General features: G+C 44.2%; 14 protein-coding genes. 8 read left to right on the forward strand and 6 right to left on the reverse strand.

What is annotated here, in order from left to right; all coding sequences use genetic code 11:
• The first annotated feature begins 106 nt into the window (after window positions 1–106).
• Both gltS and leuE read left to right on the forward strand, forming a co-directional pair.
• The gene (gltS, locus tag ACS8E3_RS00465; RefSeq protein ID WP_439240091.1) at window positions 107–1,381 is read left to right on the forward strand and encodes a sodium/glutamate symporter; all 1,275 of its coding nucleotides are present in this window, start codon (window positions 107–109) and stop codon (window positions 1,379–1,381) included.
• Window positions 1,382–1,476: 95 nt separating this feature from the next.
• On the forward strand, window positions 1,477–2,133 hold the full coding sequence (gene leuE, locus ACS8E3_RS00470) for a leucine efflux protein LeuE (RefSeq protein WP_439240093.1): 657 nt from the start codon (window positions 1,477–1,479) through the stop codon (window positions 2,131–2,133).
• A 274-nt stretch (window positions 2,134–2,407) separates the two neighbouring features.
• Here leuE and glyA read toward each other — a convergent pair whose 3' ends face one another.
• From glyA to ACS8E3_RS00485, 3 genes are all read right to left on the reverse strand, one after another.
• Window positions 2,408–3,664, reverse strand: a complete 1,257-nt coding sequence (gene glyA, locus ACS8E3_RS00475) for a serine hydroxymethyltransferase (RefSeq protein WP_439240095.1) — start codon at window positions 3,662–3,664, stop codon at window positions 2,408–2,410.
• 353 nt (window positions 3,665–4,017) lie between these two features.
• The gene (locus tag ACS8E3_RS00480; RefSeq protein WP_439240097.1) at window positions 4,018–4,533 is read right to left on the reverse strand and encodes a chorismate--pyruvate lyase family protein; all 516 of its coding nucleotides are present in this window, start codon (window positions 4,531–4,533) and stop codon (window positions 4,018–4,020) included.
• Between the two features lie 102 nt (window positions 4,534–4,635).
• A complete protein-coding gene (locus tag ACS8E3_RS00485; protein ID WP_439240099.1) occupies window positions 4,636–5,955 on the reverse strand; it encodes a GNAT family N-acetyltransferase in 1,320 nt (439 codons plus the stop codon).
• A 601-nt stretch (window positions 5,956–6,556) separates the two neighbouring features.
• Here ACS8E3_RS00485 and ACS8E3_RS00490 point away from each other — a divergent pair.
• From ACS8E3_RS00490 to ACS8E3_RS00505, 4 genes are all read left to right on the forward strand, one after another.
• Window positions 6,557–8,776, forward strand: coding sequence for an NADP-dependent isocitrate dehydrogenase (locus ACS8E3_RS00490; RefSeq protein WP_439240101.1), 2,220 nt, complete (start codon window positions 6,557–6,559; stop codon window positions 8,774–8,776).
• Window positions 8,777–9,209: 433 nt separating this feature from the next.
• Window positions 9,210–11,429, forward strand: coding sequence for an NADP-dependent isocitrate dehydrogenase (locus ACS8E3_RS00495; RefSeq protein WP_439240103.1), 2,220 nt, complete (start codon window positions 9,210–9,212; stop codon window positions 11,427–11,429).
• A 152-nt stretch (window positions 11,430–11,581) separates the two neighbouring features.
• Entirely contained in the window at window positions 11,582–12,208 is a 627-nt protein-coding gene (locus ACS8E3_RS00500) for a pseudouridine synthase (RefSeq protein ID WP_439240106.1), read from the forward strand.
• A gap of 173 nt (window positions 12,209–12,381) precedes the next feature.
• Window positions 12,382–13,191, forward strand: a complete 810-nt coding sequence (locus tag ACS8E3_RS00505; RefSeq protein ID WP_439240108.1) for a DUF305 domain-containing protein — start codon at window positions 12,382–12,384, stop codon at window positions 13,189–13,191.
• 168 nt (window positions 13,192–13,359) lie between these two features.
• Here ACS8E3_RS00505 and ACS8E3_RS00510 read toward each other — a convergent pair whose 3' ends face one another.
• Complete coding sequence (locus ACS8E3_RS00510; RefSeq protein ID WP_439240110.1) at window positions 13,360–15,354, reverse strand: M61 family metallopeptidase; 1,995 nt, start codon at window positions 15,352–15,354, stop codon at window positions 13,360–13,362.
• A 373-nt stretch (window positions 15,355–15,727) separates the two neighbouring features.
• On the opposite strand from ACS8E3_RS00510, the gene ACS8E3_RS00515 reads away from it, so the two are divergent.
• On the forward strand, window positions 15,728–16,213 hold the full coding sequence (locus tag ACS8E3_RS00515; protein WP_025646448.1) for an FKBP-type peptidyl-prolyl cis-trans isomerase: 486 nt from the start codon (window positions 15,728–15,730) through the stop codon (window positions 16,211–16,213).
• A 430-nt stretch (window positions 16,214–16,643) separates the two neighbouring features.
• On the opposite strand, the gene ACS8E3_RS00520 is transcribed toward ACS8E3_RS00515, so the two are convergent.
• Window positions 16,644–18,866: a carboxy terminal-processing peptidase gene (locus tag ACS8E3_RS00520; RefSeq protein WP_439240112.1), complete on the reverse strand. Its 2,223-nt coding sequence runs from the start codon at window positions 18,864–18,866 to the stop codon at window positions 16,644–16,646.
• Between the two features lie 456 nt (window positions 18,867–19,322).
• On the opposite strand from ACS8E3_RS00520, the gene nagZ reads away from it, so the two are divergent.
• Window positions 19,323–20,444 (forward strand): beta-N-acetylhexosaminidase, encoded by a 1,122-nt coding sequence (nagZ, locus tag ACS8E3_RS00525; protein WP_439240114.1) that lies wholly within the window; start codon window positions 19,323–19,325, stop codon window positions 20,442–20,444.
• A 142-nt stretch (window positions 20,445–20,586) separates the two neighbouring features.
• Here nagZ and ACS8E3_RS00530 read toward each other — a convergent pair whose 3' ends face one another.
• Window positions 20,587–22,266 (reverse strand): OmpA family protein, encoded by a 1,680-nt coding sequence (locus tag ACS8E3_RS00530; RefSeq protein WP_439240116.1) that lies wholly within the window; start codon window positions 22,264–22,266, stop codon window positions 20,587–20,589.
• Window positions 22,267–22,386: the final 120 nt, after the last annotated feature.

A 22,386-nucleotide genomic window follows, 5' to 3' on the forward strand; every position in this document is an offset into this window, starting at 1 on the left:
ACTGATAACGGCTGTAACAGATACATCAGAAGAATAGGGTGTTGCTTCATTATCAATCAGTCCTATTATCGAGTTTACAACCGAAGTTTACGAGAAGGATTCATTTATGGAAATGACATTAAACGGTTATTACACCTTGATATTGGCAACATTAGTGCTATTACTTGGGCGTTTTTTAATCAAAAAGATCAAAGTGTTAGAGGATTTTAATATCCCAGAACCTGTGGTCGGTGGCTTGGTCGCCGCGATGATTGTTTATGCGCTCAATCTGATTTGGGGCTATAGCTTCAACTTCCATCAAGGGTTACAAACTGCAACGATGCTGATGTTCTTTGCTTCTATTGGCCTTAGTGCCGATTTTGGCAGACTCAAAGCGGGCGGCTCGCCGTTATTTATCTTTACAGTTGTGGTATCGGTATTTATTATTTTGCAAGATATCGTTGGCGTCGCTATGGCCAGTGCGCTAGGACTCGATCCGCTACTTGGCTTAGTGACAGGCTCTATCGCATTGACCGGTGGGCATGGTACTGCAGGCGCATGGGGCGTAGTATTAGAAGAAGAGTATGGCGTAGTCGGTGCCACCACTTTAGGTATTGCGGTTGCCACTTATGGCTTAGTCGCAGGTGGCCTCATCGGTGGACCTGTCGCACGCAAGCTCATTCGCAAGCTAGGCATTCGTCCTACCCAAGATGATCCTAACCCTAGTGATATCGAAAAGGTAGCCAGTTCACAGTCGCTGTATAGTACCAAGCACGATGAGGATGAGATTCTTAGCAGCAAAGAAATCTTTGAAAAACCTGATCATATCCGTCTGATTACCGCCTCTTCCACTATTGAGTCGTTAGCGCTATTTGCTGCTGCTTTAGCTTTTGCCGATATTATGACGACAGTGGCCGAAGATACTTGGTTCCAATTGCCTACCTTCGTTTGGGCGCTAGCCGCTGGGGTAATCATTCGTAACTCACTCACTATTGTCTTTAATTTCGATATGTTTGATCGGGCGATTGATGTCATCGGTAACGCCTCTTTGAGTCTATTCTTAGCTATGGCGCTCCTTTCACTGAAACTTTGGCAGTTAACTGATTTGGCCGGGCCTGTACTGATTATTTTGTTAGTACAAACGCTTATTATGGTGATCTATGTCTACCTTGTGACCTTCCGAATTATGGGCAAAGACTACGATGCCGCTGTACTCTCTGCGGGTCATTGTGGTTTCGGTATGGGCGCCACCCCGACGGCCATTGCCAATATGCAGGCGGTAACCGATCGCTACTTAGCTTCGCCCAAGGCTTTTTTGATTGTCCCTATGGTCGGTGCATTCTTTGTCGATATCGTTAACGCTACGGTACTGCAAATATTTACTCAGCTCCCCTTTATGTAGGTTTTTAAGTAAAAATTAAAATAAGTAGATATGAATAAGCCCCGATTGTATTTGTATGATTGGGGCTTTTATTTAAGTGTGGCAAAGGTTTCTTTATGTTTGGTATTACTGATCTTAGCGCTTATATTATTGGCTCCATTCTCATTATCTTACTGCCTGGCCCAAACAGTTTATATTGCCTGTCCGTATCGGCGGCACATGGCGTACGTAAGGGTTATCATACGGTCGCTGGCATATTCTTAGGCGATAGTATCTTGATGCTAGTGACCGTTTTAGGAGTCGGCAGCTTACTCAAGCTCTATCCTATTTTATTCACTACGATTAAACTCATAGGCGGCTTGTATTTATTTTACTTAGGCATAAAGCTGCTCATGGGAGCCTATCAAACCTTTCGTCATAGAGCGCTGTTAATGGACGCCAAGCCCAAACTGGTAGCCGCGCCCATTCACCAAAACTTCTTTAATCGTGCGCTGTTACTGAGCCTGACTAATCCAAAAGCTATTTTGTTTTTCTTATCCTTCTTTGTGCAGTTCGTTGAGCCCGCCTACCCTCATCCTTTTGTATCCTTTTTTATATTGGCCATCATTCTGCAAATCATTAGTTTTAGCTATCTAAGTGTGATGGTGTTTTCGGGTAAGACGTTATCACGCAAGTTTAGTCAGTCCCCGTTACTGATTATGGTCAGCATGAGTTTGACTGGGTTGTTGTTTGTCGGATTTGCTATGAATTTGTGGCTAGCGCAGTTAAGCTAGGTTGAGTTAAATAAGCTAGGTCGTAGGATATCGCCACGCGCACCATCAATATTATTCGTAGTATAAATGATAATAATGAGAAAATATTATGAGTAAGCACAAGCTTATTACTTATACGCCTAAGCCAACATATCACCATCAAGGGTAAAGGCGTGACCATTCCTACAACAAATTGCCAAACCTTATTTATACAAATAAAAAAACCGCTAAGCCAAAAGCCAAGCGGTTGTTGATTTTTATAGATTTAGAAACGTCTAGCAGCGTCTAAAAAGACCTATTGGTTTTTCTCATAAACTGGCTTTTTGGCGCAGATAGCTTTTACTTTTTCGCGCGTGTCACTGATCACTTTTTCATCACCGCGGCTATCCAACACGTCACAGATCCAGTTTGCCACTTCTTTGACATCTGCTTCATCGAAGCCGCGAGTGGTTAATGCTGGCGTACCGATACGGATACCAGAAGTCACAAATGGCGATTTTGGATCATTAGGTACGGCGTTTTTATTAACGGTGATAAAAGCATCGCCAAGCCACTTATCCGCTTCTTTACCCGTCATCTCTTGCTTCACAAGGCTGATGAGCATTAAATGGTTTTCAGTACCGCCAGAGATGATTTCATAGCCGCGATCGATGATTACTGCTGCCATAGCTTTGGCGTTTTTGACCACTTGCTCTTGATAAGTTTTGAAATTATCTTCGAGTGCTTCTTTAAAGCAGACCGCTTTACCCGCGATGGCGTGCATCAATGGACCACCTTGGTTGCCTGGGAATACGGCAGAGTTAAGCTTTTTGGCAAGCTTATCGTCGCGCGACATGATGATACCTGAGCGCGGGCCACGTAAGGTTTTATGGGTAGTACTAGTGACCACATCAGCGAATGGTACTGGATTTGGATACGCGCCAGTAGCAGCAAGGCCTGCAATGTGCGCCATATCGACCAAGAAATAGGCACCGATTTCATCAGCGATATCACGGAAGCGCTGCCAATCAACCACTTGCGAATAGGCAGAGAAACCTGCGATGATCATCTTTGGCTTATGCTCGCGCGCTAAGCGATCGACTTCATCATAATCAATCAGGCCCGTCTCTTCAACTAAGCCATACTGTACGGCGTTGTAGTTAATGCCTGAGAAGTTGATATGCGCGCCATGGGTCAAGTGACCACCGGCATCAAGACTCATGCCGAGCACCGTATCGTTAGCTTCAAGTAACGCTAAGAATACTGCAGAGTTGGCTTGGCTACCTGAATGCGGCTGGACGTTGACGTATTCTGCGCCAAATAGCTCTTTGGCGCGATCAATAGCTAATTGCTCAACGACATCGACGTGCTCACAGCCACCATAGTAACGCTTACCCGGATAACCTTCGGCATATTTATTAGTTAGATCTGAGCCTTGTGCTTCCATTACCGCTTGCGAGCAATAGTTCTCTGAGGCGATAAGCTCGATATGGCTTTCTTGACGCTGGCTTTCAGCTTCCATGGCTTCAGCAAGTTTTGGGTCAAATTCTTTTATAGAGATATCTTTAAACATAGTTATGTCCTATAGCATATTTTTATTAAGAGTGATAAAAAAGGGTTTAAAAATAGAAGGGTAAGCGATGAGTACTGGCTCATGATAAACCTAAAATAAACTCATGCTTGGTGACGATAATTCAGCATTCATCTTGCAGGTCTTATCCTACTGAAATTTTGCTGTGATTTGAGTTTAACATGAAACCAGATAAGGTAAATGCAAAAACTCACTTTGCGCTGAGTAAATGAGATGTTTTTTAAACTATGAAAAAAGAAGTACCAAAGTAGTAGGCTTTGATGGGTTGCTAATTTAGCTTACTAAGCACAACCTCCTCAGTTCTTAAACCCATACTGCTAAAGTTTGCTCAGCGCCTAGCATTCATCAAGACGAGATAAAAAATCCGGCAAAAAAGTTTCACTAATCAATAACCTTCTACCGTACCAATCATAGCGGGTTTGGCGCTGCCATCCTTGCTCAGTATAGGAGATAAAGCGCTGATTGGGTAGCGTCCGGCGGCGCTTAAAGAGTACGTAACCGATGGGAGTACCTTTTAGCTGTTGTAAGCGCTTGGCTGAGCCTTGCAAACTAGGTAGCGGAAAAACGCTTTGCGCCCACACCCAGGGCTGGTCACTATCGCCATATAGTTTCGCTTCGCGCACCCAAGCCAGTATCGGTCTGTTGTACTGCTTTGCTGACATGCCTAGTTGCTTTTTTTGCGCTAAGCTCAGTAGCCGATAGCCCTCAAAACAGCGCTCTACTCGCAGAGGTTGACCTGACTTTGCCTCTAACACGGCGGTCAATGAGCCTTCGACATTGAGCCAAGATGATAGCGCAGCCGGCGGTGAGACTGAAGAAGGAGTATGAGCGTTAGAAGAGTGACTTGGCATAGTTAACAAAATTATTGATTATTACAGATATAAAAACAAAAAAAACCCTCAATACCCTAGTATCCAATAGCAAGGTAGAAGGGAGAGTATAAGGGATGGCGATTATTGCTCACTATCAAAGACCGGCATATTGTCAGCATTGAACGGCAGAGCCTGATGCGCTTGTTGACGATACTGTGCCATGCGTTGCCGATCCTCCATACAAAAATTGCTAATCGCTGGAATAAAACGCTCATCATAAATACGATGTAACGAGTGGGTCGTCGTCGGAATAAAACCGCGCACTAGCTTATGCTCGCCTTGCGTACCCGGGTCAAAATACTGCAAACCTTGTTCAATAGCAAACTCTACGCCTTGATAATAGCACAGCTCAAAGTGCAAGCTGTCATAATCGGCAAGCGCGCCCCAATAGCGCCCATAAAGCGTTGAATGCTCGCTATCAGGCTTATCGTAGAGAAACAAACTACTAGCGATAATCTCATTGTCGTTGTCATATGCGAGCGCCAGCATTAAGTGCTCAGGCATACTCTGAGCGAGCGCCATAAAAAAGTCTAATGTCAGATAAGGCTGCTGACCGCGCACCGCATAAGTCATCACATAACAATGATAAAACGCTTTCCAGTCACTATCAGTAATATCGCTACCGCATTTGCGTGCACAGACGATATTTTGCTCAGTGACTTTACGGCGCTCGGCACGAATAGTTTTGCGTTTTTTCGCTCTTAACGTCGCTAAGAAACCATCAAAATCAACGAAAGGCTGAGCGTCAGCAGTCAGGTTTTGATTTTGCCATAAAAACTGACAGCCCTGACGCTCAAGGATAGGCAAAGATCGCTTATTTTTTTGTGGGGAGTCTGGTGGTTGTCCTTGTATCTGCCTATCCTCTTCGCTAGCCAACTCTTTGGCGCTATCATGGATAATCTGCGCAATCTCTTGGCTTGATGAAGCAGCTATAGTTGCAAGCGCAGGCTCAGCAAAGAGACAATGCCAGCTAGACGCCCCCACTTGCTGAGCAATATCATCTACTCCTTTGATGGCGGCCTGTATTATTTCAGGCGTTAAGCTCCGATTTGCCGCTAGCCATAGACGTTGCCCGGTAATCGGTGTATAAGGCACGCTCGTCACTAGACGCGGATAGTAATCCAGACCGTAATGCGCGTAAGCCTGCGCCCAAGAATAATCAAACACAAACTCGCCTTGGTGATGACCTTTAACAAAGACAGGCATTACCGCGATAGGGCTGTGCGTATTATCTTCATAAACACTAATATAAATCGGCAGCCAGCCTGCTTTTTCACCGATAGCACCAGTGTCACTTAGCGCCTGCCAAAAGGCAAAAGACATAAACGGCGTGTCAGGCGCTTGCCAGTCCGCTTGGGTTTGCCAGCTCATATCACCTACTAGCGCATACTTTAAATTCATGACACCTACTATTATTGTGTACTAAGTCACTATTAGCCTAACAAACTTTGATAAGAATGCGGTTAAAATTTGCAAATTCTAACGGCTGTTCTTTATGCGTTTTTTAACAGCGAGTTAGCCTTGATGTTCATTGAGGAATAAAGAAGCAGCCAATGCTAGAGGTAGCAAAAAGATGTTTTTAATACTGATGACTGCTAGAATAAGGCTTTTAACAGTTTAATATAATTCTAAGATATGAGATATTAGCAATTATACTATCCCTAGTTCATTTTGATACATTGACATCGCCTTGAATTTATAGTTTATCAACGCAATGCATCATCTATCATTGATTTTGGATGGCTTGACTATCGCTTAGCTATAGCTTGACTATAACAGTCAAAACATTAACTGATTCTGATTTTTTATAAAAACTCTCAGTAGAATCAAAATTCTTCAAGAGACCACCCGCCAACTTGTTACTCTAAAATCATTTATTTAAAAGCATAGCCGCTGTTAATTCAAGGCCGAAGGTAACTCAAAGCGGAATACTACTACCAAATATAAAATTGCCAAACTTCACATTTATTATTAATAATTACTCAAAGGAATAACCACTATAATGTCAAAACTAATTTATACAAAAACGGATGAAGCACCGGCACTAGCCACCCTCTCCTTTCTACCTATCGTCAAAGCTTTTGCGAATACCGCAGGCATCGACGTCGAAACCGCCGACATTTCGTTAGCAGGACGCATTATTGCTTTATTTCCCGATTTTTTGATTGAAGAACAGCGTATTCCTAGCGCTTTTCAAGAGCTACGTGAATTGGTTAAAACGCCTGGCGCCAATGTTATTAAGCTGCCTAATATTAGCGCTTCTATTCCACAGCTAAAGGCGGCTATCAAAGAGCTACAAGATAAAGGTTACGCCTTGCCTAACTATCCGGATCATCCAGAAACGGATAAAGAAAAAGACGTACGTATTCGTTATGATAAGATCAAAGGCAGTGCGGTCAACCCGATCCTGCGTGAAGGTAATTCAGATCGACGCGCGCCAAAAGCCGTCAAAGCCTACGCTAGGCGTCATCCGCACTCAATGGGCGCGTGGAGTCCTGACTCGAAGTCGCACGTTGCTACTATGGATCATGGCGACTTTGCTGATACAGAGACCTCAGTGACAGTTGACGAGCCGACAGATTATCGTATCGAATTTACTAACGATAACGGAGAAATTACTGAGCTAAAAGCGCCAGCGCCCCTACTCGCAGGCGAAGTGATTGATGCGGCGGTACTGCGTCACGACGCCTTAGTAGCGTTCTTAAACGAGCAAGTTAAAGACGCAAAAGCAAAAGATGTGTTGTTTTCCTTACATCTAAAAGCCACCATGATGAAGGTCTCTGACCCTATTATCTTTGGTGAAGCGGTAAAAGTTTATTTTAAAGAGCTGTTTGAAAAATATGGCGATACTTTTAAAGAGCTAGACGTCAATGTCAATAATGGCTTTAGTAATCTACTCACCAAAATAAAAGAGCTGCCTGCTGACAAACGCCAAGCTATCGAAGCTGATATTGCAAATATCTATAAACACAATCCTAGTCTGGCAATGGTTGATTCAGAAAAAGGCATCACTAACTTGCATGTGCCTAGCGATGTCATTGTCGATGCCTCCATGCCTGCGATGATTCGTAACTCAGGTAAAATGTGGGGCACTGATCATGAGCTGCATGATACCAAAGCCGTCATTCCTGATAGTAGCTACGCTTGTGTCTATGATGAGACTATTAAGTTCTGTAAAGAGCACGGTGCTTTTGATCCGGCAACGATGGGTTCAGTACCGAATGTCGGCTTGATGGCCCAAAAAGCAGAAGAATATGGCTCGCATGACAAAACCTTCCAAATCCCATCTTCAGGTAAAGTGCAAGTGCTAGATGATGCTGGCAACGTACTTACTGAACATCAAGTCAAAAAAGAAGATATCTGGCGGATGAATCAGGTCAAAGACGCGCCGATTCAGGACTGGGTCAAGCTCGCCGTCACTCGCGCTCGTGCCAGCAAAGTTCCTACTATTTTCTGGTTAGATAAAAAACGCCCGCATCATGCCGCCTTAATCAAAAAAGTAGAACGCTATCTAAAAGATCACGATACTGAAGGCCTAGATATCCGTATCATGCCGGTGCGTGAAGCCACGCGCTTTACCTTAGAGCGCCTAAAAGCAGGCAAAGATACCATTTCAGTCACCGGTAACGTGCTGCGTGATTATCTCACTGACCTGTTCCCAATTTTAGAGCTTGGCACCAGTGCCAAAATGCTCTCTATCGTGCCCCTTATGAATGGCGGCGGTCTGTTTGAAACAGGTGCTGGTGGTTCAGCGCCAAAGCACGTGCAGCAGTTGGTTGAGGAAAACCATTTACGTTGGGATTCTTTAGGGGAGTTTTTGGCATTAGCAGAGTCGCTTGAACATTTGGCTATTCATGAGGACAATGATAAAGCGCAAATACTGTCAGATACGCTAGATACCGCGACAGAACAGCTACTAATGAATAATAAATCTCCCTCACGCAAAGCCGGCGAGCTTGATAACCGTGGTAGCCACTTTTATCTAGCGCTATACTGGGCAGAGGCGCTAGCAGCGCAAAATGATAATAGCGAGTTAAAACAGACCTTTACACCGTTAGCCAAAGCCCTCACTGATAATGAAGACGCCATTGTCAAAGACCTCAATGAGGTGCAAGGTCAAGCTGTTGATATCGGCGGTTACTATCTATTAGATAAAGAACGGGCTGAAAATGTCATGCGCCCAAGTCAACTTCTAAACGACATCATCGCCTCGATACCGTAGTTTTAAAATGGCTTTGAGCTTATAACGATTAAGCTTAGTAGTACTCTTTCAAGCTCATCATTTAAACTATTTGCATGGATAGTTTCTGATATGAGCTTAAGACGTTTTATTTTAGTCTCGTTATGGTAAAAAATAGTCGTGTCGCTGTTGTTCTCTGTGGGCTAATGTTAAAATTAGCCTTAAGCTGTTCAAAATGAGACCCTTGCTGATCATTTAAAAGGATCAATTAGAAGGATCAATCGATTGGAACTGGCTATTTATTACTATCTTTGAGTATTGCTTTCGATTGTTAGCTTATCCGTATTATCACTTTGATAAATGAACCACTTACCGCCCTACCCGTTTGCCGCTGTCTTTATTTTAATTCGCAAACAGCTTTTATTTTTATAAGAATCAAACGCTTAATGACAACCAAAAGGAATAAGAGATTACAATGTCAAAAATTATATATACAAAAACCGACGAAGCCCCAGCGCTAGCCACCCTATCATTTTTGCCTATCGTTGAAGCCTTCACTAAAACCGCAGGCGTCGAAGTAGAGATGAGTGACATCTCTGTTGCCGCGCGTATCTTAGCTGAGTTTCCTGACTATCTTGACGAGGAGCAGCGTGTTCCTGATAACTTAGCGGAGCTAGGCCGTCTCACGCAAGATCCAAACGCTAATATCATTAAGCTACCAAATATCAGTGCCTCTGTTGGTCAGCTAAAAGCTGCTATCAAAGAGCTACAAGGTAAAGGCTACGCGTTACCTGATTTTCCAGATGAGGCAGAGACAGAGGAAGAAGAAGAGATTCGCCGTCGTTATGGCAAGGCTTTAGGTAGCTCAGTCAACCCTGTACTGCGTGAAGGTAACTCCGATCGCCGCGCGCCAAAAGCGGTCAAAAACTACGCGCGTAAACATCCGCACTCGATGGGCGAATGGAAGCAGTGGTCACAGACGCACGTCTCACACATGCATGGTGGTGATTTCTACGCCGGTGAGCAATCGATGACTTTAGATAAAGCGCGCACTGTACGTATGGAGCGTGTTACTGACGATGGTACGGTTCATGTCTTCAAAAAGGGTCTAGCTTTGCAAGATAAAGAAGTCATTGACCTTATGTTTATGAGTAAAGAGGCGCTGCTTGAGTTTTATGAGCGTGAAATGGAAGACTGCCGCGAAGCTGGTATCTTATTCTCATTACACGTCAAAGCGACGATGATGAAAGTCTCGCATCCAATCGTCTTCGGTCATGCGGTCAGGACTTATTATAAAGACGCTTTTCAAAAACATGGTGCGCTCTTTGATGAGTTAGGCATCAACGTCAATAACGGTATGGCATCACTTTACGACAAAATCAAAGAGCTGCCAACCTCTCTACAAGAAGAGATTGAGCGCGACTTACATGCCTGCCAAGTGCATCGTCCTCGTCTGGCGATGGTCGACTCTAATAAAGGTATCACTAACTTTCACTCACCTAGCGATGTGATTGTTGACGCGTCTATGCCAGCGATGATCCGCTCAGGCGGTAAGATGTGGGGCGCGGATGGCAAAATGTATGATTGTAAAGCCGTGATGCCTGAATCTACTTTTGCACGCATCTACCAAGAGATGATCAACTTCTGTAAGTGGCATGGCAACTTTGATCCTACTACGATGGGCACAGTACCAAACGTTGGCCTTATGGCGCAAAAAGCAGAAGAGTACGGCTCGCACGACAAAACTTTTGAAGCCGCCGATTCAGGTACCGCTCGTATTGTTGACGAAGAAACTGATGAAGTGCTCATGGAGCAGTATGTTGAGAAGGGTGATATTTGGCGCATGTGTCAGACCAAGGATGAGCCAATCCAAGACTGGGTTAAGCTTGCTGTGCGCCGCGCACGTGAGTCAGATACGCCGGTTATCTTTTGGTTAGACCCATACCGTCCACACGAAAATGAGCTGATCAAAAAGGTCAATATGTACCTAAAAGATCATGATACCGACGGTCTGCATATCGAAATTATGTCGCAAGTTCGTGCCATGCGTTACACTTTAGAGCGTGTCGCTCGCGGTCTCGATACTATCTCAGCTACTGGTAATATCCTGCGAGATTACCTGACTGATTTGTTCCCTATCCTCGAGCTTGGTACTAGTGCCAAGATGCTCTCGGTAGTACCGCTCATGAAAGGTGGCGGCTTGTTTGAGACCGGCGCAGGGGGCTCTGCTCCTAAGCACGTGCAGCAGCTGGTTGAGGAAAACCATCTACGCTGGGATTCATTAGGTGAGTTCTTAGCCTTGACTGAATCTTTAGAGCACTTAGCCAAAAATGATGATAATGCTAAAGCGAAAATACTAGCAGACTCATTGGATAAAGCGACTGAAAAACTACTACTAAACGACAAATCGCCATCACGCAAAACTGGTGAGCTTGATAACCGTGGTAGCCACTTCTACTTAGCTAAGTACTGGGCTGAGGAGCTTGCAGCGCAAGATCAAGATGCGGAGCTAAAAGCTCAGTTTGCACCTCTAGCTGAGCAGCTTGAAAATAATGAACAAGCGATTGTTGAAGAGATGAATGAAGCACAAGGCAAGCCTGTAGATATCAAAGGCTACTACTTAGCTGATGAAAAACTAGCTGAAGAGGCCATGCGTCCGAGTAAGCTATTTAACGAAGCTATTGCTTCATTATAATAGTGATTAATAAGTCGCTATAACGCTAGTTGAGCAATATAGAACGCTTAAATGATAGCCACACCTCAATGGTATAATACTGTTGAGGTGTTTTTTATGGCAAAGATTGATAGTATGACTATCTCTAATCTTTAATTAGGAACACTCCTCTCATGGCCACCTCAAGCTTAGTGCTTTTTAACAAACCTTATGGGGTACAAAGTCAGTTTCGTGATGACAGTAATAATAACCATATTACCCTATCGCAGTATTTCACCGATAAGTCACTGCGCGTCGCCGGCCGCTTAGATGCCACCTCAGAGGGTCTGTTAATTCTGACTAGTGATGGCCGTGTCAATAAAGCCATTACCCAGCCGCCTAGTCAAAAAAATTTTAATAAAGATAAATATAAACAAGGTAAAACTTATCTAGTGCAAGTGGAAGGAGAAGCGAGCCAAGAGCAGCTCGATAAGTTGACAAACGGTGTCTTACTAAAAGACGGTATGACGCTACCTGCGACAGCAAAAATGGTCGCAGAAGACGAGCTACCTATTGAATTGTGGCAACGCGATCCACCGATACGCGAGCGCAAAAACGTTCCGACTTCGTGGCTGATGCTGACGATCTATGAGGGCAAAAATCGACAAGTCAGACGAATGACCGCACATGTGGATCTACCTTGCTTACGCCTTATCCGCTGGTCGGTAGCCGGTTTTGACTTAGGGTCATTGGCGAGTGGAGAGTTTGTACGGATTCATCTCAATACTGAACGCTGTCAGCAGTTAGGGATTAATGACTAACAGGCCGTTATTCTGTTAAGAAAATAGTAGTTTTATCAAGGTTGCCACAAATACCTTAATCATTATGAAATCGCTCTCTCAAACTCTCTAGATTTATCTGTTAAATCTGCTAGTATTTAACTACCGTTTTCTATGGTTACGTTTGATCCCGCCGGCTTATGTTAAGGATTACTATGATACTGTCATCGCGTTTTAGCGCTTCTCTCATCAGCGTTGTGGTAGGGTTTGCCCTAAGTGCTTGTCAGCCTGCCTCTGACCCTAGCGAAACAACAGCCGAGACCACGGATACCCCGATAGTCACGCAAAACTCGGCGACTCAAGATGATACTGATGAAGTAATAGTAGCGGATGAAACAGACGAGAGTATGGTCAATAGCGAGCAGATGACGGAGGACTATACTAAGGCAATGACTAGAATGAATAATGAGATCATGATAGGCATAGTTTATAACGATCCAGATACCGCTTTTGCCAAAACCATCCTTGCTTTGCATCGCGGCGCTATCAGTATGGCGGAGCTGCAGCTCAAATATGGAACAGACAACGAGCTCAAACTACTGGCTCAAGAGATCATCGAATCTCAGCAGCAAAAGATTGATATCAGTAACAAATGGCTAGCCAGCCACCCTGATATCCCTAATCCTAAGCCCAATACTGAAGCCATGCAGCTCGACTATGCCGACATTGTAGCTTCTATGAACTATAACATCAGAATGGGTACGGAGTCTCCTGCCGCAGATTTAGCTTTTGCGCGCGGAATGCTTGCTCATCAGCAAGCCATATTACAACTTGCGCAAGTACAGCTTAGATATGGTACTGATGTGGAGATGCGCCGACTGGCGGTACAGATCACTAGAGATCAGCCGCGTATTATACAGATATTAGAAGACTGGCTTGCCAACAATGCCCCAGTACCAGAATCGGTAGAGAGTCTAGAGCCAGAAGAACATGGCGATACTATCAAACACGACGAGCAAGAATAACAAGCAAAGACAACAAGACCACTGGTAAGCAGATAGCGGTTAGCTACTAAGGCATAAAGCTATGACTTACTAACCGACATTAAAACCGTAATGCCAAAAACCTCCAGATCGATGATAAGACTTTTACTATGAGTAAAAGTCTTATTTGTTATTAAAAACCAAAAACGATTAGTCCGATAAAACATCCAGCCAAGCCGAAGCTGTCTTGTCAGCCTCTTGTTCAGCGCTATCTGTATTGACTAGCGTCAAGCTTATCTTGTGCGGAAATACTTGTTGACCTTGTGCTTGTTGACCCTGAATAGCAGTATCGGCGCTTTGTTTTGGCAGTATCGTCATCGTCATGAGCTCGTCGCGGCGGAACAGATGACAGCTCACCGGTTGATTCAGAGGACTAAATAGCCCTAATTGCTTACTGGTAGCCTTGATACCGTCAATGGCGACGATGATATCATTGGCTGAGATACCAGCTGTTGCCGCAATGCTACCGCGCTGCACACGATTCACTTTTAGCCCTGTAGCCGCCTCGCTACAGCGCATGCCCCAAGGGATGTTTTTATCCGCCGTTTCTATCTCGTTCTCATGCCAGCTGATACCATTCGCGCTTAGCAACGTCTTAATAGGTAACTCTTCGACCCCATTGATATAGCGCTGCTCAAAATCCTGCCACTCCGCCTGTGACATAAACTCACTAATCACTGCTCCCATATCGGCGCTACTGATACCGATACGCTGTTTGTTGTTTTGTTTGGCTTGCTCATAAAAGGCTTTGACGACATCAAATAAACGATAGCGGCCATTCGTTTTTTGTTGCAGCGTTAGATCCAAACACAGCGCGACTAAAGCGCCTTTATTGTAGTAACTAATACCAGCATTACCAGTATTTTCATCACTTCGATAGAGCTTGATCCAAGCATCAAAGCTCGATTCGGCAACACTTTGATTGGCGCGGCCATCGGTTTGATAATAGCGGTTGATCTGCTCCGCCAATAGCTTAAGGTAACTTGGCTTATCGATGACGCCTGAGGCTTGTAGCATAAAATCATCAATATAAGAGGTAAAACCCTCAAACACCCAAAGAAGCGGGGTGAAAGCTTCACGGCGTAAATCCACCTCCATCATCACATCAGGGCGCACCGTCTTCACCCACCACGCATGAAAGTACTCGTGGCTACATAGACCTAAAAAGCGCTGATAATCAGGGCTTGGCAATACTGGCTCATCACCACTTGGCAGATCGTTACGCGGCGTAATCAAGCTCGTTGAATTAATATGCTCAAGGCCACCATAATCTTGGCCGCTGGCGTAAGTCATAAAGGTATAGTCATTAAAAGGCGCATCTCCTAACCAGTTCAGATAGGTCTGACAAATCTGGGTGACATCATGTTGCAGACGCCCCATATTGGCATTGTGTCTGCCAGAGAGATAAAAGCTATGCGGCAAGGTTTGATGCTCATCGTCTTGAATAATAAAATCAAAGGACTGCTGCAGCGCAATCTCAAACGGATGATCAATCAGCTGATAGTAATCGTCTGCCTGTAGGCCATAACCGTGATGATTATCTAGCTGTAAATGGCTAGCTTTAAGACCACAAGCTAACACCACTTCACTTTGGTTAGTCTCATTATTATCTATAAAGCTATCAGTTGTGGCACCATTATTATTGTTAGCTATAAAAGCGGCTGGAACTAACAAACTGACTTGTACAGGCGACAGCTCTTGCCCTGCTACTGCCACCGTTAACGAGGTGAAATTACCATAGAGACGCTGCTGATCGACATAAGCGCTACGCACGGACAAATCATAGCAGTAGACTTCGTACTGCACTTTTATTGCCTGTCCTGCTGTTACCTCTGGTAGCTGCCAGCTGTGCTTATCTATTTTTTGAGCACGATAAGATTTTGTCGGCTTATTTGCTACTATCTCATAATGGACTGCGGTAATATTACGCGCAAACTCACGCATCAGATAACTACCTGGAATCCATGCCGGCAACCACAGCTCAGGGCTATCCATAGTCGCCGTAAAGCTCAAGGTCACATCGACTAAATGCTCATTAAAACGCGCAAAATCTAAGCTATAGCTAATAGTAGCGGTATTATCGCTCAAAGCAGTTTTTTTATTGTCCAAGCTTTCAGTTAAATGGTTAAAAGTAGTAGCGGTCATAATCTCTGCTTATTATCTTGGTAGTATTTATAGTTATGGTAGAAGTCCTTGCGCAAAAACGCAACGGCTAAAGCGTATGCTACAGCTAACAATAGCTCAAACTCAAAGTAGTCTAGACCGCAAATAGCATGAATATGCGATAAATCCTCTTTTTTTATGCATTTTGCCTTGAAAGTTATCATAACCATCTCAATTAAAGAGGCTAACTGCTACAGTTACTCTAATTAATAGTGAAATTAACAGTTTCTTTTTAACAGTTACCTTAATAAACTGATGATAATTGATTATTGATATGGCTCTTTAGCTGATCGACCTTTTTAGGTTTATTACCTCCAAATTTAATTTTATAACGATATTCAATTTAGGATAATTTATGACTACTATCGCAAAAGATACCGCCGTCAAATTCAACTATACGCTAAAAGATGATGAAGGCAATATCCTTGATCAGTCGCCAGAAGGCCAACCTCTTGCTTATCTTCATGGTCATAGCAACATCATTCCAGGCCTTGAGCAGCAACTAGAAGGCAAATCTGCTGGCGAAAAAGTCAATGCAGTCGTTGAGCCTGCTGATGGCTACGGCGAATACCAAGAGCAAGCGGTACAAAAGGTACCTCGCGATAACTTCCAAGGCGTTGATGACATTCAGCCTGGCATGCAGTTTCAGTCAGAAGCGGGTGGCCAAGTGATGCTAGTGACGGTAACTGATGTCAACGATCAAGAAGTTACTGTTGATGCTAACCATCCTCTAGCGGGTAAGCGTTTGACTTTCGATGTAGAGATTCAAGAAGTACGCGCTGCTACTGAAGATGAGCTGAACCACGGCCATGTCCACGGTGCCGGCGGCGTTGAGCACTAATCTGCTATCAGCTTTTTATAGCTGAGTTATTCTTTATAGCTGAGCTATAAAGCGCAAGAGCCAGTAGTTATTATACTACTGGCTCTTTTTCTTTGTAGATTCTATTTAAGGATCTAGCTTTATCCAAACGTAAAAAGACTGCATAGTGACGAGCACTATACAGTCTTTATTACTTAACATCCTTGTTAATATAACGTCATATCTAATCCCGAGATATATCGCTATTCAGGCTTATGGCCCTATCTTCCTTGATCAGCAGTCCATCCCTGACGCAATTCATAAACCATCTATCTTATAACACCAATCCCTAGTGTAAATAAACAGTATCAACAAACTGTGCAGTGACACTATAATCGCAAATTAGACGATAATAAGTAAGACGTCTAAGCGTCAACGCATGTAAGCATATGCTTACATGATAGAGATGGGCTTATAAACTCTCCGCTGGACTAGCTACAACAGTGGGCTCAGCGTCTAACATGAGACGCGCCGCTTCAAAGATATACACCTCGTCTTCTGGCAGCTCTGGACGCTCACTTTCTTTCATTTTACTACGCTCTTCAAACTTCGCATCCATCGCTGCTTGATAGGTGTTCCAGTTAGCATAAGGGCTAGAGCCAGTCGCTATTTGTCTTCTATTCTCAGCTTCTAAGGAGCGCTGCTCAATCAGTTTCATCTTAGCGCGACGCTTGTCAATGTCTAGGGCGATAGGTTTTTTCTCGTCATCCATGTCTCGAATATCATTAAGCGTAGATAAGTAGACAAATTGAGGATTTTTTTCTTGACGAATTCTGGATTGCTGATTCAAGGTGGTTAGCGTATCAGTGCTAAACTTACCTTCAGGTTTATACGGGGCGGTCTTGATAGTATCCCATGGTAGCGCATTCTTTTGCGCGCGCTCACCAAAAGTGGCATCATCATAGATATTGACGAGCTCAACATCTGGTACTACGCCTTTATTCTGCGTACTACCGCCGGTGATACGGTAAAACTTACGCTGAGTCAAAGTCGCTGATCCTAATGCGAGACTATCTAACTGAATCTGCGCTGAGCCTTTACCGGTAGTAGTGCTACCAACGACCAAGCCGCGGCCGTAATCCTGAATCGCTGCGGCAAAGATCTCACTCGCTGAGGCTGAGGCTAAGTTGGTAATAACCACCAGCTTGCCATCGTAGAGCTGCTTGCCACCATCATCATCGCGATAGACTTGGATGTTGCCGCGGTTATCACGGATCTGAACCAAAGGCCCACTTTTGATAAACAGCCCAAGCATCTTAGCGACTTCGTCTAAAGATCCGCCTGGATCGTTACGTAAATCAATGACTAAGCCATCGATATTTTGCTTATTGAGCTCCTTGATAGCATTTTCGGTATCGATGCTGACGCTACGGTAATCCTCGCCATTACGGCGCGCTCTATAGTTTAAATAAAAGCTTGGTATTTCCAGTACACCGATACGTTTTAGTACAGCATTACTATCCTTCGCGCCACTAGCATATGGTACCTCAACGACGCGCTGAGTCACTCCCGACTCTTCTTGTTGGATAATATCTCGTACTACCGTGATGGTACGGGCACTAGCATCAGGGGTGTTTGGCTGACGCAGCTTTAGGGTGACCGACGTACCGCGCTTACCACGAATGAGACTTACGATCTCGCGAGTGGACCAACCGACCACGTCGGTCATAGTTTTGCCGTCTTCAGCGATACCGATAATCAAATCGTTTGGCTTGATTTGTCCTGTTTTGGCAGCAGGGCCCCCATCGACTAAAGTAACAATGCGAGTATAATCTGGATTTTTGCGATCAGGGCGAATAGAGACGCCGATACCTTCTAGTTGCAGGCTTGATTGAATTTGTAGCTCGTTGGCTTGAATTGGGGCATAATAATTGCTGTGCGGATCATAAGTGAGCATCGCGGTATTTAAGATAGTCTCCATGATCTGGTCATCTTTGAGACGCTCCATTTGGCCTTGTTGTCTCGATAAGCGATTGAGTAAGATCTCGCTTGGCGTGCGCTGATCATCACGAACCAAATCTTGACCAAGAGTAATATCAGGATCATCTAAGAAGACTTTTTCTTTCGCCTTTTCACTTTCTTGACCTAAAGTAATACTCATTAGCTGAAACTTCAACTGACGCGCCCAATAATCGCGCTGAGCTTTTTTGCTTGTGAAATGAGGCAGCTCTTCACGGTCAAGAATAATCGTCTCATCACTGGTCAAATCAATATCAGTTTTGAGCATCTTTTTGGCCATCTCAAAATACTCATTAGAGCGCTTGCGATAGCGCTCAAATACATCAACCCCGGCTGACAAGTCTCCGCGCTTAAGACGATTACCAAAATCATCAGCATATTTTTTCTTAAACTCATCAACATCAGCTTGCAAAAATAGCGTATGGTTCGGGTCTAAGCTATCGATATACATATCTAAGATATCGCTACCCATCTGAGTGTCGAGCGGCTGATTTAGATAATGACTGCGATCTAATAAAGCGGCCACTTGTCTAGTGGTGATTTTTTGCTCAGGGGTTTGTACGAAACTTCCAGTATCAGTGTTTGCCACTGCCGTACCGTAGCTTTGCGTCATAATAGCGCCGACCACGCCAATTGAGGCAATACTTAATAACCATTGTGCGGGTTGTTTTTTCATCATATCTACCTAGTTGTCTTAGGGGGTATCTGAGGGACTGTATAGCATTCATTTATGGAACTGACAGAGACTATTTTTGAACGACTTGTGGCTACCAATTCACCGACCACTACCATCAGTTTATTATCAAAAATCAATCAATATTATCATGATTTATTGACCTGCGCTGTCTCAATCTGTATGGGCAAACTTTCTATTATATTTATATACTCATTTATAAACATTGTGGTGAGATTAACTGAGTGGTTAAGTTATAACTGTAGGATGATTACTGGCATAATGGTCTCACACTTAACCTTTACACTTATATATACAACTTAATATATACCACTTAACTTATATCACTTAAACCAGCGAACGTAGGAATTAAATTCAGCATAAGTCTCAAAAGACTGAGTTTACAATAAGTGATATAGCGATGAATACTACTTTAAAAAGCAGTTTGGAGAGCAAAGTATGTACGGCGTAATAATGACAGATGTTGGTAGCAGTGTATTAACAGCTGATGATGTTAGCTTGATTGAACAAGCTCAGGTAGGCGGGATTATTTTGTTCGCTCGTAATGTCGTTGATGCAGCGCAAGTACGACAGCTATGCGATGACATACGCTATTATAATCCTGATATCTTGATCGGCGTTGACCAAGAGGGCGGCCGAGTCGCAAGACTGCGTGATGGCTTTACACCACTACCGGCAATGGGGAGGCTAGGCGAATTATTTGATCAAAGTCCTAGCGAAGCGCTAAGCGGTGCCTATGATTGTGGCTACTTGATGGCCGCTGAAGTCTTAGCCGTTGGTATCGATTTGAGCTTTGCCCCGGTGTTAGATACTAATAGTGTGAGTGAAGTTATCGGTGATCGCAGCTTCCACAAAGACCCGCAAGTTATCACCGCCTTAGCGACCCAGTTTATGCGCGGAATGCGCGCAGCAGGTATGGCAACGACCGGCAAGCATTTTCCAGGTCACGGCGGAGTTGCCCCAGATTCACACGTTACTGAAGCTATCGACACACGCTCCCTCGATGAGATTATGAGTCATGATATGCAGCCCTTTGCTCAGACTCTACCTTGGCTCGATGCCTTGATGCCGGCGCATGTGATCTTCTCTCAGGTAGATAATAGACCTGCAGGGTTTTCTAAGGTTTGGTTGAAGGACATCATTCGCGATCAACTAAAGTTTGATGGTGTGTTATTCTCCGATGATTTATCGATGGCAGGCGCGCAGGCCGCAGGCGATGTCAGCGATCGAGTGCGCGCTGCGATCAATGCTGGCTGCGATATTGCTTTGGTCTGTAACGACCGAGTAGCAGCGCACGAAGCGGCAAAAGCAGCACAAGACTTACCCTACCCTGATCAGCAACGTCTTAAGACGATGTGCGGCCAGATTCCTGAATGGCGAGGAGATTTGAACTCTACTTGCCAGCAGTTTGAGCATTGGCAACAAGCTAGACACAATGTTATGCAAACTTTTTTTAATATACAAACGCCAAGCGCAGATGGTAGCCAAATGCAGGATAGTAATAATTTAGACAACCCTAATAACTTGAGCGATTTAAGAGACCCTACTGATTATAAATAAAACTTGTGCAAATAAAGCTGAGTGTTAATTTTGAAACCTTTATCAGAACATAAAAAAACTGCACCTTTTAAAGATGCAGTTTTCTTATTTTTATACGCTTAATACTGTATATAGCTATTGATAGACAGTTACCAATGTCCGTTTACTGAGCATTAGGATCTAGACTAGTTCCTTGGCTTGGATCATCACCATCTGGCAATACATCATCATTATTATTGTCTAACGGGTTTAGATCCGGATCTGCCATCGTACCATCTGAATTCAACATACGATCATCACCATCTACCGTAATATCGTCGTTATTAGCATCTAATGGGTTTAGATCAGGATCTGTCATATCACCAACTACGATACCATCAGCATCAGCGCCCATGCTCTCATCATAAACACTAAATTCGATACGGCGGTTACGGAAGCGACCTTGCTCAGTAGCATTTGTCGCGATAGGATCAGTCTCGCCCATGCCTTTAGTCATAAGCTTACTGGCATCTACCCCTTTAGAGACTAAATACTCTTTTACAGCATTAGCGCGTTCTTGTGACAGTTTCATATTATAAGCGTTAGAGGCTAGTTTATCCGTATGGCCAATAATCATCAGCTCTACATCTGGAGTTTCTGTGATCAGTTGGGCAGCTCGATCAAGATAAGGCTTGTTCGCATCAGGAATGATCGCTTTATCAAGCTCAAAGTTAATAACCTGTAAGCTTAGGGCGCGAGCCACATCTCTTGGATCTGGGTTTTCGCCAAGATTATTCATCGCGGTATCAGTAGCCACTAAGCTATTATCAATCTCACCTTGTAGATCTAGCGGACCTTCGGCGCTCACTGTCATTCCAGGAGCTGCAGCTTGCAAGTCATTGACTAACTGATCGAGTACCCCTGCATCTGCGGCGTTAACGATAATCTCATCACCTTTGATAATCATATTAGCGTCTGGTACGCTTTGGAAAATAGGCAATATCGAAGACAATTGCGCGGCGGCTGGCATGTCAGCTGCAAAGCTATCATCAACATCAGCGCGGCACTTGTCAGCCTCAGTACCAAAAGCATTAGATAGCGCATTCATCACGTTAGTTTGTAGCGCTTCATCACCTACGTTCATGCGGCAAGCATATAGCGTGTTCGCTTCACCGGTAGCTAACGTCAGTGAGGCCGGCTCAATATCAGCAGCGACGACGGTTTGCTCATCGGTCACCACCTCTTCAGTCGCCACTGGCGTAGCTACTGGAGCTGGGTCTTCTTGACACCCTCTAAGTAGCGCCCAGGCTAGAGCACCTAATATAATCAGACCGATAATAGGTAGCAGCGCTTTCATAAAGCTACCACTTTTCTCCTCTTCACGAACTAGGGGCGCAGTGCTTGTGGTGTTAGAGATACGCTCGCCAGCCGGGGCATTAGCAATCATGCCGGCAGGAATAACCCCTGCCGCCCATGCCGGAATATGATGCTGATAAGTAGATAAATTATCATTCAAAAACTGTGGTACAGGGGTAGTACCTGCTAAGCTTTTGATTTCATGAAAAGCTAGTGGTGCTGCCATAGCAACTAGACCACGCGACGCTGTCGCATCGACATTATGTTGAGCTGCTAGCTCACGAGAGATTTGGTCACGGTGGCTACCGTCCGTCCACACTCTATCGTAGAAACCTTGGTCATCTTGAGCGATGTTTTCGTTAGCAAAACGCCCATAAGTGTCCTTGTCTGCTAAGCGCGCGGCAAAGATAGCATAGAACTGCTCTAGTAGGTTTCTTTTTGCAGGGTCGTTATCATCCCCAAGTACTGCTGGAGTAACCGTGCGGGTTAAATGACTGATGATATCCATAAGAAGCTCTCTCCAATTATTATGATTTAATTTATAAAAATTATATGGTCTAACTTATCTTTATTAAGCTAATCTTTATTAAGCCAACTGTCCTTGAAATTTATCGTATTACTATTCATC

Origin of the sequence: Psychrobacter sp. 2Y5 (assembly GCF_051847375.1) — a bacterium.
In the GTDB taxonomy this organism is placed as follows: domain Bacteria; phylum Pseudomonadota; class Gammaproteobacteria; order Pseudomonadales; family Moraxellaceae; genus Psychrobacter.

Excerpts from the sequence above, each read along its gene's own strand:
- ACS8E3_RS00485 (WP_439240099.1), bottom strand. The coding sequence starts at position 5,955 with ATGAATTTAAAGTATGCGCTAGTAGGTGATATGAGCTGGCAAACCCAA.
- leuE (WP_439240093.1), top strand. The coding sequence starts at position 1,477 with ATGTTTGGTATTACTGATCTTAGCGCTTATATTATTGGCTCCATTCTC.
- ACS8E3_RS00480 (WP_439240097.1), bottom strand. The coding sequence starts at position 4,533 with ATGCCAAGTCACTCTTCTAACGCTCATACTCCTTCTTCAGTCTCACCG.
- gltS (WP_439240091.1), top strand. The coding sequence starts at position 107 with ATGGAAATGACATTAAACGGTTATTACACCTTGATATTGGCAACATTA.
- glyA (WP_439240095.1), bottom strand. The coding sequence starts at position 3,664 with ATGTTTAAAGATATCTCTATAAAAGAATTTGACCCAAAACTTGCTGAA.
- ACS8E3_RS00495 (WP_439240103.1), top strand. The coding sequence starts at position 9,210 with ATGTCAAAAATTATATATACAAAAACCGACGAAGCCCCAGCGCTAGCC.
- ACS8E3_RS00500 (WP_439240106.1), top strand. The coding sequence starts at position 11,582 with ATGGCCACCTCAAGCTTAGTGCTTTTTAACAAACCTTATGGGGTACAA.
- ACS8E3_RS00510 (WP_439240110.1), bottom strand. The coding sequence starts at position 15,354 with ATGACCGCTACTACTTTTAACCATTTAACTGAAAGCTTGGACAATAAA.
- ACS8E3_RS00490 (WP_439240101.1), top strand. The coding sequence starts at position 6,557 with ATGTCAAAACTAATTTATACAAAAACGGATGAAGCACCGGCACTAGCC.
- nagZ (WP_439240114.1), top strand. The coding sequence starts at position 19,323 with ATGTACGGCGTAATAATGACAGATGTTGGTAGCAGTGTATTAACAGCT.
- ACS8E3_RS00520 (WP_439240112.1), bottom strand. The coding sequence starts at position 18,866 with ATGAAAAAACAACCCGCACAATGGTTATTAAGTATTGCCTCAATTGGC.
- ACS8E3_RS00530 (WP_439240116.1), bottom strand. The coding sequence starts at position 22,266 with ATGGATATCATCAGTCATTTAACCCGCACGGTTACTCCAGCAGTACTT.
- ACS8E3_RS00515 (WP_025646448.1), top strand. The coding sequence starts at position 15,728 with ATGACTACTATCGCAAAAGATACCGCCGTCAAATTCAACTATACGCTA.
- ACS8E3_RS00505 (WP_439240108.1), top strand. The coding sequence starts at position 12,382 with ATGATACTGTCATCGCGTTTTAGCGCTTCTCTCATCAGCGTTGTGGTA.